Origin of the sequence: Vibrio xiamenensis (assembly GCF_900100015.1) — a bacterium.
Taxonomy (GTDB): domain Bacteria; phylum Pseudomonadota; class Gammaproteobacteria; order Enterobacterales; family Vibrionaceae; genus Vibrio; species Vibrio xiamenensis.
In genome coordinates this window covers 17353-32027 of sequence record NZ_FNDD01000038.1, presented here as the reverse complement: position 1 = coordinate 32027, position 14675 = coordinate 17353, and the positions used below count along the sequence as shown (strand labels likewise).

The 14675-nt window shown below is 47.4% G+C and carries 11 protein-coding genes; 7 read left to right on the top strand and 4 right to left on the bottom strand.

The features are described from left to right. Positions 1-57: 57 nt before the first annotated feature. Positions 58-1284: a sodium/glutamate symporter gene (gene gltS, locus BLS03_RS22390; protein WP_093279102.1), complete on the bottom strand. Its 1227-nt coding sequence runs from the start codon at positions 1282-1284 to the stop codon at positions 58-60. Positions 1285-1920: 636 nt separating this feature from the next. Here gltS and BLS03_RS22385 point away from each other — a divergent pair. After that, positions 1921-2835 carry a polyprenyl-phosphate transporter gene (locus tag BLS03_RS22385; protein ID WP_093279101.1) on the top strand — a complete coding sequence of 305 codons (915 nt, stop codon included), beginning with the start codon at positions 1921-1923 and terminating at the stop codon, positions 2833-2835. A gap of 290 nt (positions 2836-3125) precedes the next feature. Then, complete coding sequence (locus BLS03_RS22380; protein ID WP_093279100.1) at positions 3126-4433, top strand: lysozyme inhibitor LprI family protein; 1308 nt, start codon at positions 3126-3128, stop codon at positions 4431-4433. Positions 4434-4564: 131 nt separating this feature from the next. Here BLS03_RS22380 and BLS03_RS22375 read toward each other — a convergent pair whose 3' ends face one another. Beyond that, entirely contained in the window at positions 4565-6871 is a 2307-nt protein-coding gene (locus BLS03_RS22375; RefSeq protein ID WP_093279099.1) for an FdhF/YdeP family oxidoreductase, read from the bottom strand. A gap of 12 nt (positions 6872-6883) precedes the next feature. Further along, positions 6884-7765 (bottom strand): formate dehydrogenase accessory sulfurtransferase FdhD, encoded by an 882-nt coding sequence (locus tag BLS03_RS22370; RefSeq protein ID WP_093279098.1) that lies wholly within the window; start codon positions 7763-7765, stop codon positions 6884-6886. 626 nt (positions 7766-8391) lie between these two features. Here BLS03_RS22370 and BLS03_RS22365 point away from each other — a divergent pair. The 4 genes from BLS03_RS22365 (at position 8392) to BLS03_RS22350 (ending at position 12255) form a co-directional block, all read left to right on the top strand. Next, positions 8392-9225, top strand: a complete 834-nt coding sequence (locus tag BLS03_RS22365) for a type 2 periplasmic-binding domain-containing protein (RefSeq protein WP_093279097.1) — start codon at positions 8392-8394, stop codon at positions 9223-9225. Positions 9226-9310: 85 nt separating this feature from the next. Next, complete coding sequence (locus BLS03_RS22360) at positions 9311-10447, top strand: hypothetical protein (RefSeq protein ID WP_093279096.1); 1137 nt, start codon at positions 9311-9313, stop codon at positions 10445-10447. A gap of 156 nt (positions 10448-10603) precedes the next feature. Next, entirely contained in the window at positions 10604-11608 is a 1005-nt protein-coding gene (locus BLS03_RS22355) for a 5'/3'-nucleotidase SurE (RefSeq protein WP_093279095.1), read from the top strand. 8 nt (positions 11609-11616) lie between these two features. Continuing rightward, on the top strand, positions 11617-12255 hold the full coding sequence (locus BLS03_RS22350) for a hypothetical protein (protein WP_093279094.1): 639 nt from the start codon (positions 11617-11619) through the stop codon (positions 12253-12255). Between the two features lie 78 nt (positions 12256-12333). Here BLS03_RS22350 and BLS03_RS22345 read toward each other — a convergent pair whose 3' ends face one another. Then, positions 12334-13533: a multidrug effflux MFS transporter gene (locus tag BLS03_RS22345; protein WP_093279093.1), complete on the bottom strand. Its 1200-nt coding sequence runs from the start codon at positions 13531-13533 to the stop codon at positions 12334-12336. A 215-nt stretch (positions 13534-13748) separates the two neighbouring features. Between BLS03_RS22345 and BLS03_RS22340 the strand changes: the two genes are divergently transcribed. After that, the gene (locus BLS03_RS22340) at positions 13749-14648 is read left to right on the top strand and encodes a LysR substrate-binding domain-containing protein (protein ID WP_218122037.1); all 900 of its coding nucleotides are present in this window, start codon (positions 13749-13751) and stop codon (positions 14646-14648) included. The last annotated feature ends 27 nt before the right edge of the window (positions 14649-14675 follow it).

The window sequence follows — 14675 nt, the reverse complement described above, 5'->3', positions numbered from 1 at the left end:
GCGTTTCTTTATTCTACAACCCTTGTGATCCATCCATATTTGTTCAAACCAATATGCTTAACCCATAAAGGTAATAAAGCCTTGCAAAATGATCAGGTTAACGATGTCGATAAAGAAAGCCCCCACAATAGGCACCACCATAAAAGCTTGTGGAGATGGGCCAAATTTGGTCACTAGCGATCCCATGTTCATCACCGCGGTCGGTGTGGCGCCAAGGCCAAACCCACAGTGACCACCAGAGATAACCGCGGCGTCATAGTTTGAGCCCATCACTTTGAACGTCACAAAGTAGGCAAATAAGCCCAGCACTACCGACTGGACGCCAAGAATCACCAAAAACGGCAGCGCCAAGTCAAAGATGTTCCATAAACGCAGACTCATCAGTGCCATGGCCAAAAACAGCGCCAATGACACCGTACCGAGCACATCCACCGTATCAGTATCGAGCTTTCGCATCTTAGTAACTTCAAGTACGTTGGTGATAAACACCCCGATAAATAGCGCATAGACGAAATCAGGAATCATCAACCAACTGATTTCAAAGGTGCTTACCCACTGCTCTAAATATTTGGCGCCGGTGACACAAATCAACAAAATGAACAGCACTTCGATGACCTTTTTCGGCGTAATTTTCTCTTCTTCGTACTCGTTATAGGTCACGACTTCCGGGTGAGTATCATGAACATGACCTTTTTCGCCATAGTCGGACTTCAAATCGTTCTTAGTGACTAGCTTATCCGCCACTGGGCTGCCAATGATACCGCCGATGATCAAACCAAATGTGGCCGATGCCATCGCAATTTCAAGGGTATTGGTCAAACCGTAATTATCTTGAAAGGTTTGCGCCCAAGCCGCGCCCGTACCATGACCGCCAGATAGCGTAATCGAACCGGCAATCAGCCCCATCAGTGGGTCTAGCCCCAGCAGACTGGCAAGGCCTACCCCAACGGTGTTTTGCAGCACAATGTAAAACGATGCCACCGCGAGAAACACAAACACTTTCATGCCGCCTTTCATTAACTGGGTGTAGTTGGCCGCCAAGCCGACCGTGCTAAAAAACATCAACATAAAAGTGTTTTGCAGCGGCAGTGAAAATTCCATATCAACGCCACGAAAATGAAGAATAGTGATGATACACGCGACGATCAAACCGCCCACAATGGGCTCTGGAATATTAAACCGTTTCAACAGCGGAAGTTTAGAGTTAACAAAATGACCAACGAAAAGCACGCCAATCGCGATAAGGAAAGATTCTAGCGTACCGATAGAAATGACTTGATTCATACAACCTCTTTACTGTTTGGTCTCATCTTCCTTAACGAGCTACGAGCAATTCATTTGCTCCGAGCGCAATCCACGCTCTGGAATACTGACTTACATGACTGGAATTTTTCATAGCCACCTGCCAAGCAGGCACTGTCAACAAGCCGTAAGCAGCACAGCAAAATATTGTCAGCGCAAACCGCGTAGCAAGTCTGGGACAGGCAAAGGGGTACTTGTAGGAAACAGAGTAAAGAGAATGGTGTTCTTATTCGTAAGACGACCAAATCAGTAAATTGAGGATAAAAAAAAGCCAACCGAAATATTCTTCGATTGGCTACATAAGTTGTGAACAAATGATATTCACTAACAACGTCAGTTGGCTAGGTGACCCTCGGCTTAATAAGGGTCATATCTATATAAGCACAAGACGTGCCAACTTTATTTAGTCCTATTTTGTGCCTTTATGAGCGTAAATGCCTAATAAATGACCAGTTCATTTGCATTATGCGAATGCAATTTGCAATTAAACGCAAAACGATATGCACCAACACCCTTATCAATAAGTTTATCAATTCAATAATTTCGTACTTTTTTTACAATCTTGGAAATAGAAATCGGTATACTTCCACAATCCTAATCACAATCATTAATTAATAAATGAACTACATAACGACCTTCTTAAAAGGAATGGCCATGGGCGCAGCGGATGTCGTCCCCGGCGTCTCTGGCGGTACCATTGCATTTATCACCGGTATTTACGATACCCTGCTTGAAAGCATTCGACGTGTGAATCCATCCCTACTTGGAATTTGGAAACGCGACGGTTTTAAAGCAGCCTTCGCTCATATCAACGGCTTTTTTCTGATCGCACTGTTTGGTGGTATTTTGGCCAGCATCGCGACATTGGCGAAACTCATTTCTTGGCTACTCGCCACCCACCCGGTACCTTTGTGGTCATTCTTTTTTGGCCTGATTTTGGTGTCGGTTTACCACATGCTCAAACAGGTGGAGAAAAAGACCGCGCTGAGTTTTGTGTTCCTGCTTGTTGGGATTGGCGTCGCCTACAGCATTACCGTGCTCAAACCGCTGCATCTTGAGCCCACTTCTATCAACATTTTGATTGCCGGTGCGATTGCTATCTGCGCCATGATTCTACCGGGTGTATCTGGCAGTTTTATTTTGCTGATGATTGGCATGTACGCGCCCATTCTTGCGGCGGTAAAAAATGCTGAGTTCTCAATCTTAGTGATGTTTTTGTGTGGCTGCGTGATTGGCTTACTGAGCTTCTCACACTTATTGTCGTGGCTGCTTAAACGTTACCGCGACCAAACATTCCTATTCTTGATCGGCTTAATGCTCGGCACACTGCCAAAGATCTGGCCTTGGAAAGAGACCATTTCATGGCGTACTAACTCTAAAGGTGAGATGGTACCGCTGCTACAAAACAACTTATCGCCGTTTAATTTTGAATCGGTGACATCACAACCAGCTCAGCTCGGTTTAGCGGTATTTCTGATGCTGTGCGCGATCGGCATCGTGTTAGCGCTAGAAAAATTTGGTAACAATGAATAATCGCACTGAGTTACCATAACGCAGTTATGACCGACTACTTTCTTAGCGTGCTTCGCAAAATCTACTGACGTAGAGATAAACCGATAGACTACTGCAATAGCTATCGGTTTTTTACTTTTTACAAACTTAGAAATAATTTTGCAGCTCATACGATTAAGTAAAAGCACTATTTTTGATTACTATTTTGCATACACAGCATTGCCGTTATATGTCTGTGATTTTCTGCCAATAAGACGTCCTTTGCTGTGTGTTACTCTCACCCGTTCAGGTTAATCAAATACAGGATTTATATGTTACGGGTTACTTTCCTTGCTGCAACTGCTTTAACTGCAGGTTTGTTGGTGCCGCCTCAAACATCGGCTGCAGGCTTTGACTGCGGTAAAGCCACCACCGCCACTGAAAAAACAATTTGTGCTGATAAAACACTCGACCAAATGGATACACTACTCAGCGTAATGTACCGCCGAGCTTATCAGTCTACTGATGATAAGGCTGAGCTAAAAAAAACTCAGTTGAAATGGCTGAAATCACGTAACAGTGCTTGCTCTTCATCCAGCAACAATGGACTGTGTGAACAGAGCTATCTCAATGCGTATAAACGCCTTAAAGAGGATTATTATAAGACTACTGAAGCACAAAATTCTTCCCACAGCGGTAAGAATACGCCCGCAGTCGCAGCACTGTTATCGGGAATGTCGATGCCTAATGGCGATGATCTCAGTATACTGTCTGCAAATGCCGTGAACTCTGACCCTGCATCCTACAAACCGTGGCCACGTAAAGAACTAGCACATTTTGAGGAAGGTTACCCCCAGATCATGGGAGTTGCAGCGGGAGTACATGATAACGTCATCTATCTGTATGTTGCGCTGAAAAAAAGCGAGCAATACGAAGTTTATGAAATCAACAGTAGCACCGGAGTGCAAAGACGGCTGAATGTCAGTCAAGACTGGAATTATCAAACTTCTCTGCTGGATGTAAAACAAGGGTATTTATTTATCACCCGCGATGGTGGTGAAGCTCGCCCATCAGGTCCGACCCAAAACTTACTGATCTATCCTGTCGGCAGTGGCGAGACTCCTCGCCTAATTACCGAAAAAGAGTACGCTACTTACCGTTCATTGCTTGGCCCTAAACATACATATGCAGTGTCGGACAGCGGGCGTTGGATGGCTGCATATGGTTGGTACATACATAAAGAAAACTATAAAGGAAACGATGCGTTTGGTAATTTAAACACTATGCGGGATTACTCCCAGAGCAATCTGGAGATCTTCGCCGAAGCGTCCACATTCTATATTTATGATCGTGAAAACAAACAAGGTTATAACCCTGAAATTGGCATACGCCCAGAAGATTGGGGCATTGAATCTTTTACGCTGCACCCAACCAAACCAATCATTTATTTTGACAACTCAGGTGCTAGGGCCTGTATCTGGGAATATCATATAAAAACCCACGAATTGTATAAGATTGTCCCTGAGCATAAGGCTCATTATCCCTACATAGTGACTCTAGACGGCCAGGATTTTATGGCGTTCGCGATGGAAAACAAGGATTACTCGCAGATATCTATTTACCTTGCGGCGAAACCCTAACATCACGCGATCCCATAACCAAAATCATTTGTAGACATACAAAATAACACCGTTCATATCAAATGAACGGTGTTATTTTTTACTGACTGCGCTTTTTCCGATAAAGCTAGCAATGCTCGGCTAATTGACAATTAAGCGCTGCGTACCAATTGACGGACTTCACTTGGCGTGAGAACCACTGCAATCGACTTCGAGGTTGGCGTATCACTGAAATCACCTTTGCTTTCCAGTGGAATCAGCGGGTTCGCCTCTGGGAAGTAGGCAGCAATATTACCTTGTGGAATCTGGTAAGGAATCACTTTGAAACCGTGAATTTTACGTACTTTGTCGTCGGTCCACAGCGTTTCGATATCCACCAAGTCTTCCGCTTTTAGGCCAAGCGCTTCAATGTCTTGTGGGTTAACAAACACGACGTTGCGCTCACCAAACACGCCACGATAACGGTCATCATAGCCATACACTGTGGTGTTGTATTGGTCATGCGAGCGCATGGTTTGCAAGACAAACACTGGGCGTTTGGGGGTGCTTTTTACATCGTGGATGAGCAAGCTCTCTGGCAACACATTATTGCTGATCTGCGCTTTCGACTGCGGCGTATTCCACACCAAACTGCGCGCACTGTTGCCAAGGTAAAAACCGCCAGGGTTATCCAAGCGTTGATTAAACTGGGTAAAGCCCGGAATGGTCTTTTCAATGTAATCACGAATATTGTTGTAATTGTCCGCCAACGACTGCCAGTCGACCGGATTCATCGCGCCAAGGGTGGCTTTTGCCATGCCGACAATGATCGCCACTTCAGAGCGCATCAGCTCGCCGCTAACATCTACACGACCGGATGATGAGTGCACCATAGAAAATGAATCTTCGACGGTGACTTTCTGTTCGCCACTGGCTTGAATATCGATATCAGTACGGCCATAACAAGGCAGAATGATCGAATCTTTACCTGGGTTAACGTGGCTGCGGTTAAGTTTGGTTGCTATGTTCACCGTTAGGTTACATTGCGCCATTGCCGCCATCACACGCTCGGTATCCGGCGCGGCCGCCACCAAATTACCACCCAAGCCAATAAACACTTTACTCTCGCCACGGCTCATTGCTTGCAGCGCATTAACCACGTTGTGGCCGTGCTCTTTTGGCGGCTCAAAGCCAAATACCGACTCGATATTTTGCAATAAAGTGGCTGGCGGTTTTTCGTTGATCCCCACAGTGCGGTCGCCCTGCACATTGGAGTGACCACGCACTGGGCAAAGCCCTGCACCCGGTTTACCAACTTGACCAAACAGCAGTTGCAAGTTAACCAATTCTTGAATGGTTGCGACCGAATGTTTGTGCTGCGTAACACCCATTGCCCATGTGACAATGCGAGTTTTCGCGTTGGCGTAAATATCCGCGGCTTGAACGATCTCATCTTGTGACAGACCAGACTGGGCGAAAATTTGCTCCCAAGGTGTTGCCGAAACCGTTGCCAGATATTCATCCATACCTTCGGTATGCTCTGCGATGAACTCAAGATCAAACACGCTTTCACCCTGCTGCTGAGCTTGAATATGACGCTCAAGTAATACTTTTACGATGCCGCGCACCACGGCCATATCCCCGCCGAGCTTTGGCATAAAGTAATGACTGGTGGTTGGCGTTGAGCCGTTGCTCAACATCTCTAGAGGATGCTGCGGGTTAGTAAAACGCTCAAGCCCACGCTCTTTAAGGTTATTGAACGCCACCACTTGCGCGCCACGTTTATTGGCAGAGGCAAGTGTTTCTAGCATGCGCGGATGGTTTGTACCTGGATTTTGACCGAAAAGGAAAATCGCATCGGCGATTTCAAAGTCTTCGATGGTCACCGTACCTTTACCGATGCCGATAGTTTTAGACAGCGCGACACTGGTCGCTTCGTGGCACATGTTAGAGCAGTCTGGAAAATTGTTGGTGCCAAAGCGGCGCGCAAACAACTGATAAACGAATGCCGCTTCGTTGCTAGCACGGCCTGAAGTATAAAATTCGGCTTGATTTGGTGACTCAAGCGCGTTGAGATGCTCCGCAATCACCGCAAACGCCTCATCCCATGAGATTGGCTCATAGTGGTCGGTGTCTGGGTTGTAGCGCATCGGCTCGTTAAGACGACCTTGATATTCAAGGTAGTAGTCGGTTTGTTTGTTGAGCCAGCTCACCGAGTATTTAGCAAAGAAATCGCGGTCAACGCGGCGCGTGGTTGCTTCCCAGTTTACTGCTTTGGCGCCGTTCTCACAGAAACGGAATCGACCGGGTACGCCTTTTTCGCCCCAAGCACAACCCGGACAGTCGAAGCCGTGGTCTTGGTTAGTGCGCAGTAAGTTGGAAATGTTTTTCGCGACATTCTCACTCTTAAACAGATGCTGAGTGGTGGCTTTTAACGCGCCCCAACCACCAGCAGATCCAGAATATTGTTTATAACTCATGAGCTTCTCTTCTTATTCTTGCTCTGGCATCAACCGCCAGTGTCCGTTGTAAAGGTTAAAGTGCTCGGCCTTGGTAAACCCGATTAAGGTCATATCAAACTGGCGAGCGATATCCACCGCGACTTGCGATGGCGCGCCGACCGACACGATGACGGCCACCCCTGCAATGACCGCTTTTTGCATTAATTCAAAACTGACGCGGCTGCTAAGTACCAGCACACCTTGTGGGTGCCAAGCTTCGCTGCGCGCTAAATAACCAAACAGCTTATCAACCGCGTTATGGCGACCAATATCTTCCGCCACAGCGATCACATCGCCATTCACAATGTAAGCCGCGCCATGCACAGAACCAGTTTGGTGAAAAATTTGCTGATTCTGATTGAGTAAATGCGGCATAGTCAGCACTTGCTCTGGCGCCAGCCAATGATGAGATTCATCCATCACTTGGCGCTGTGACAACTGCAGCGCTTTGACCGAGGTTGCACCGCAAACACCGCAGCTTGACGTGCTGACAAAGCGCCGACTCGAAGGCGCCAAACGTGGTTCTACCCCTTGCTTTAACGTGACCAAAACATGGTTCATCGCATGGCTCACGTGTTCGTCAAAGCAGCGTACCGATTGAATATCCAACCACGAGTCCACGACGTTTTGACTGAGCAGCAAGCCGTACACCAAATTGACGTCATCGCCGGGGGTACGCATCGTCATACTCCACATCTCACACTGCGACGCTCCACTCGTTTGCCATTCAATGCTAATTTGCAACGGCTCTTCAACAGCGAGGAGGTCGCTGGCAAAACTGTAGCCTTGCTGGCGGCTGTAGCGCTTGCGGTTAACACGTTTTAAACACACGGGTTGGCCTTCGCGCGATGAGCTGACTTTATCTAATTGCATGAAACCATCTTGAATATATTTGAGCTGGGACGACACGAAATCGCTGTTGATGCTGGCAACCGACTAGGCAATTCAAAACAAGTAGACCTAAGCTGTCGGTCACGTGAGAATCTGAGTACTCAAGCAAATTTTATGAGCAAGTTTCGTGCGGAATCTAGACCAGATTCCCATTGTGAAATTAAGGTTAAATTACTCCTTGCTATGACGAGCGTCAATAAATCAATAAGCCATCAAAATAGCTGCTTTTCACTTAATTAATCTTACATATCACTGCAATTAGCAGGATTAAGCAGACGTTTAACGTAGATAGATGCAAAAAATGCTAATGTAAAACCAGCGCAATCATAGTTTTCATAAATGATACACAATTAATTATTCACATTTGCGCAACTATGCCGCCTTAGCATCGAACTAACGATACGATACCACGCACACGCAAGGCTTCTGACGGCCACTTCATTAGAATGAGCTTTGCATCATGCCCATTACTACCAATGCGTGAGCCAGATCATAGTGATTTGGATTGAGCGATAGAATTCCGTTTACCAAGTCCGTCAATGTAATATTAGTTTCATATCTTTGACGTAATTTGTCCGCCAAAAGGAATTGGATGCGGTAGAAATATAATGGATGTTCTGGTTGCCAAGCTATGGTCACAGCAGCAAATTCGCTTGGCATGTCATGTGTTTATCAGCCTATTGTTTGGCGCAGGGCTTGTTTGGCTCAGCGCGCCTACGGCTCAGACTCCAAAGCCTAAACACGTGGCGTTTAACCAGCTTAGCTGTGCCGACACCGAGCGGTTTACCAGCCTTTCCTCCAAACCCACGCTGACAATTTTGATTCCAGCCCATACCATGGCGAAAAAGGCGCTGAGTGTGCTTTGTGTCGACTCGACCATTTTAGCCCACTACGCCAATGTCAAAGTGGTGTGGCAAACTCGTCAGGCGCTATCACCGAAAATGCTTTTTCAGCACCGTTTCGATGTGATGTGGGAACGTGACTATCGTCTTTCCGGTTTGATTCCCAATTATCAAGACCACTATCGCAACCTGATTCAGTTACCAACTTATAGCGCATATTGGTACTCAAACCAGCACGATTTCACGCCGACAACAGATTATTTCCAGCACCACAAAATAGGCCTTCTTGCAGACCGTTACAGCCTTTCTGGTTATCAAATACCACTTAAGCAACTGGCGAAATTTGGTCTTGATGAACAGGCGCAGCAAGTCAGGTTGTATCCATCACGCAGCGCACTGATTACAGCGCTTAAAAACGGCGATGTCGACGTGATAGCCGACAGCAACTTCAGCCCAATCAACCAAACCGGCGGCGCGATGACTCACGCAATCATTGCCGACAACCTGCCTCTGGGCGCTTGGTTTATCAGCAGACAAATTACTGGTGATGCTCTCACTCGCGCAATTCACGATCGCTTGGTGCGCTTAACCGCTTCTTAGCTTCTTGGCTTCTTGGCTTCTGAAGACAAGCGTCACTGCAGCCAATCCGTTTACGCCATTCATCTTGTAATCACGAGACATTTAAATGCTAACCAACTTAATCAAACCGAAATTGCTGATCTGCACTGGTGTATTTGCCTGCATCGCTTACCTGCTGAGTGCGCAGCAAATTGCCCGCACCTACCAAGATTACTTTAACCACCAGCTTACGCCTAAGCTCAACCAAGCCTGGCACGATGCTGCAGATATGGGTCAATCCCCACAGACCAGCCAACTGATTGAGCTGCAAACGGTTAAACAGCTCAACCAAATTGAATGGCAAAATCCGCTGCAGATTTTTGACTATTGCCTCGCCTCGCCAAGCTCAAATACTCGACGTCTAAGCTGGTTACCTACCTCAACTCTCGACCTACAAATTCCATTGCATTCACCGCAACTCCTTGACCAATTTTTTCGCGTCGATTGCCAACTTAAACCGCTGCCTTGGCTTAGCTTAACGGCATTGTTTTTTGTCTTTGTTACCTTGCTAAAACGCACTTCGTCATTTGCTTTCAGCCATCAAGACCAAACGCTTGTGCAACACTTACAATCGCTCGCCAAAGACCAAGTTTTGGCGAAAAGGCAGCTAAAATTGTGGCTCAAGCAGCTTAAAGCCTTTCGCATTCAACACCCAGCAGCCAAGTTGAATCTACTCTATTTGCAGCGCTACTTTGATCCACGGTCAGATGACCAACGGCTTGAGTTAACCAAAGTCGATTTTACCCAGTTACTTGAGCGCGCCAGTCAACCGCTCACACTGGAATTCCTTTGCTGTGATGGCAACCTGCAAGCACGGATTTCTGATATTGATATTCCGCTTTCTATCACGCCGACCCTCTATTGGTACTGGTACGCACAATTTCGCAAGCAAGAAGAGCACGGCTGGGTGGTCAATCCGCCCACTAATCGCCCCAGCCATGAGATGGCAAAACCACTGCTTAAACTGATGGAACAATTTGGCGGCCATGGCCGAGCCAAAAAAGAGCTTGAAGATAACGGCATACGCGCCAAAACCCTCGATCAAAACCGCAATAAGATTAAAGAGGCGCTGATAAAAGCGCTTGGCGAGCCACTTGCAGATGAGTGCGGCTTTGAAAGTCATAAACAAGAGGGGCAACCGCAAGCCAAGTACCGTTTAAAGATGTCTCCAAAGCAGATTTCATCGTTGAAACAAGCCAATTAAGCAACTGTTTTTAAAAGGTTATTTTTTTGGGATATCTTTGACCCAACCACTTTAGATGTGTGTAACCAAAGCGTCATATTTTTTGGCAAAAGTAGAGCCATTCGAAAGCGCAGCCTTGCCATTTCGAACTTCTTTTCGCCCAAAATGGACACTCAAATGAAAACTCTAAAATCAGTTTGCTTAGGTATGAGCGTTGCCAGCGCTTTTGTTTTGTCACCAGCAGCCATGGCGCTCAATATCGTATTGACTAACGATGATGGCTGGGAAACCACCAACATTCAAACGCTTAAAGATACGCTCGAAGCCGCAGGCCACGATGTGATTATGGCTGCTCCGTGTACAGGGCAAAGTGGTAAAGGCGGCGCAATGAACTTCATCAAGCCAGTGAATGTCGATGAAAGCCAAGCTGGCACTCAGGAATACTGCGTCGGCGACACAGACACCAGCGTGGCGTTTAGCAAATTTACCGAAGGCACACCGGTGATGGCCGCGATGTATGGTTTGGATGTCGCCGCGCAAGAGGTCTGGGGCCAAGACCCGGATCTTCTGATTTCAGGCCCAAATGAAGGCAATAACCTCGGCTATATGAATAACAACTCAGGCACACTTGGCGCAGCCATGATTGCACTGAGTCGCGGCGTTCCATCTATCGCCGTAAGTGCAGGCTCAAGTTCCGCCTCTGATCCTGAGCAATCTCAATTAGTTGCAAATACTGTGGTTGATATCGTGGCTCAGCTTGAAGCGCAGCGCCCACAGGGACAACCTCTGCTACCGGCTTACACCGGGCTCAACGTCAACACACCAGAAGATATGAATAACAACCTCGGTTACAAATTTACCGATGTCGGCTGGAACAGCGGCGGTATTGAACTTGCGTTCTCAGGCGATCTGTCGAGCAACGAAACCGCGGTCTACTACACCACTCAAGCGTTAATTGCAGCCGGTATGAGCGAAGATGAAGCGAATGCGCTTGCACTAAGCTCTCTAACAGGCAAAAAAGGGTTGCTGTTTAAAGAAGGTGATGCTGGCGACAGCAACGAAAACTCCGAAGGGGTAGCGGTTGCCAACGGTTATATCGCGATCAGTACCATTGATGGCAACGTTCAAGCGGCGCGTGCGAAGGTGGCCTTAATTGAGCAACGTCTTATCGGCCTTGAGTAGGAGTGAGTATGTCTAACTTAGCCAAATCTCTGCTGGTGGTTGTTGGCGCGGTGACCATTGCCGGCTGTAACGAAGCCGAGGCGCACAAAAGCATCTCCGGCGTTTACCAAGGCATCGCGTGGAGTGAAGAGCAGATTCCTCAGCAGATCGACGTCACGGTCAGCGATGATGCGAAACCCCTACTGACAATCTGGGATGAGCGCGAACATCAAAGCTCGTATTTGGGCACCCATCACGGCTCGAAAATTGAATTTTCTGCCATCAACATTGAGTGTAAGTACAAATCCAGCGATTTAAACTGTGAAACGCCTATGGGCAGCGTCGCCATGACGACAGTGAATGAGCTTGCTACGCCAGTCGCCGAGTTTGCCGGCACTTACCAAGCGCGAGTCGACAACGCCTTGTATCAGATGCAGGTACTAAGCTCCGGAGAATTCACCATCTTTGGTGAGAGCTGCCAAACCCAAGGCCAGTTACTTGAACTTGCTAGCGGCGCGGCAATACAGCTCAAACTCAATGATTCACAGTGTTTTGAGGCGAGCAGCGTTAACTACGCCACCTTGCAAATCGACAACGACAGCTTGTTTAGTATTGACGTACGAACCAGTAGCGACAACTTTGCCGAGGTTTGGGTTCGAGCACAATAATCCTTAATCAATGAATGTGGTGATGATAAAAAGCCCTGCTTACGTAGGGCTTTAAATTTTGCTTGGCAACGCCATTTACTAACGCGAAAAGCGGTTAATAATAAATGCCAGTAACGTACAGGCTAAAATCATCCCGCACATCGGAAGTGACGTGCCGTTATGTAACGCGCCAACTAATGCGCTCACCGCTCCCGCCATCGCAAACTGAGTGACGCCGATAAGTGAAGAGGCCGTCCCGGCACCGCTGCCACTTTGCGACATCGCGATTGCCATTGAGTTGGCGCACACCATAGGCACCATCGACACGCAGATCGCCAATGGAATCATAAACAGCCACAGTGATTCGGTGTTGCGCAGCAACACTAACGCCACACTCGCGACCAGAGAAATCACAATCGATGCTTGGAACAAAGAGCCTGCGGTAAAGCGTTTTAGTAACATGCGATTGGCTTGACTGGTGACAACCATCCCTAGCGCTGTGGCGCTAAACATCCAACCATACGCTTGTTGGCTGAGACCAAAGAGTTGCATCAGCACAAACGGTGAACCGCTGATAAAACAAAACATCACCGCATTGGACATCGCTCCGGCAAGGGTTGGCGCAATAAAGCGGCGATTGAGGATAAACCCTTTGAACACGCCAAGCTGCTCACCTATTCCTTGTTTTTGGCGAGCCTCAACGGGCAGTGACTCCGGTACTTTGTGAGTTGTCAGCAGTGCGCACACCAAACCAAATCCGATCAGAAAATAGAATACCGCTTGCCAGCCGCCCAACACTAACAAATATGCCCCAACTACAGGAGCGGTAATTGGCCCGACAGTTTGGACTACCATCATAAGCGACAGCGCTTTGGCCGCTTCGCGCTCGTGATACAAGTCTTGAATGATCGCTCGGCTGATGATCATGCCCGAGCAACCACCGATCGCTTGCAGTAAACGCAAACCAATAAATACTTCTATATTTGGCGCCCAGACAATCAGTATCGAACTGACAACAAACAAAGCGATACCAAAGAGTAATGGTTTTTTACGCCCGTATCGGTCAATGATTGGACCATAAAATAGCTGCCCTACCGCAAGACCAAAAAAGAAGGTTGATAAGGTCAGCTGCACGCTAGCGATATCGGTATCAAAATCATGAGCGATATCGACAAATCCCGACAAGTACATATCGGTTGAAAATGGAGCGAACACCGACAGTGCACCAAGCACCCAAGTTAAAATGGCACTCGGGCTCGATTGGCGCAGTGTCGATGTAACGATAGATGGTTGAGACATAAACCCTCGACTGTATTGCGTTCGATGCGAAAAGATCGCCAGTTTGGTCAAGCCAACAACAAACCAGCGCTAAGTCACAGTTTATGAATTTGAAATGATTTATACCAATATATATATAAACGGTTATTGATATAAAAAAGAATATCGATATATCGACTTAGTCAATATATCGAAGTAAGCACGTAATAGAAGAAAACACTTTATAGATGCAAAAAATGGATCTACGCCACTTTCGTTATTTTGTCGCTGTCGCCGAAGAACTGCATTTTGGCCGCGCCGCCGAAAATCTGCATATCGCTCAGCCAGCTCTGAGTATTCAAATCAAAAAGATGGAGCAACAGCTCGGTACCGCGCTGTTTGAGCGCACCAGTCGCAGCGTTGCACTCACCGAAGCAGGACAACTGTTTCGCGACCAAGTTGAAAAAGCACTGTATTATGCAGAACAGGCCGAGCGTGTGGTGAAAGAAGCCCAGCAAGGCAACGTCGGCAAACTTATGATTGCTTATACCGGCAGTGTGACCTATTCGGGGCTGCTTGCGACTTACCTGCAAAGCTTTCGCCACCAAAAGCCGAATATAGAATTGCAGTTACAAGAGATGGATCCGTTTAGCCAATTGGAAAGCCTGCAAAGTGGCGATTTGGATCTTGGCTTTCTGACCACCTTTTCGCTCAATGTTCCAAGCTCCATCAACACAATCAAGCTCAAAGCTTGGCCGCCATGTGTGGCGCTGCCGGAGCAACATCCACTCAGCCAACAACAGAGTGTCGATATCGAAGAGCTTAGACATCAACCGTTTATCACCTATTCCGGTTCACCGCACAACGATGGCGCGGAAGCGATTCGCTTGCTGGCCAGTTTCGAACCGCAAATTCTCAGTAAACAAAGCAACATTATGTCGGTGCTCGCTCTGGTCAGTAGTGGATTAGGTGTCTCCATTATGCCTGCCGCACTTAAACACACCTTGCATCAGCCCGGCCTAGTGTTTAAGCCGCTAACGCCAAGGCGTCACTCTATCGATATCTCAATCGCGTATGCCAACAGACCGCTCAAGCCGGCGCTAAATAAATTGATTGAACACATCAAAGCGCTGTCTGCTGCCCAAGCCGAAAATTGATCAACTGGCATAAAAAAACGCCCAATC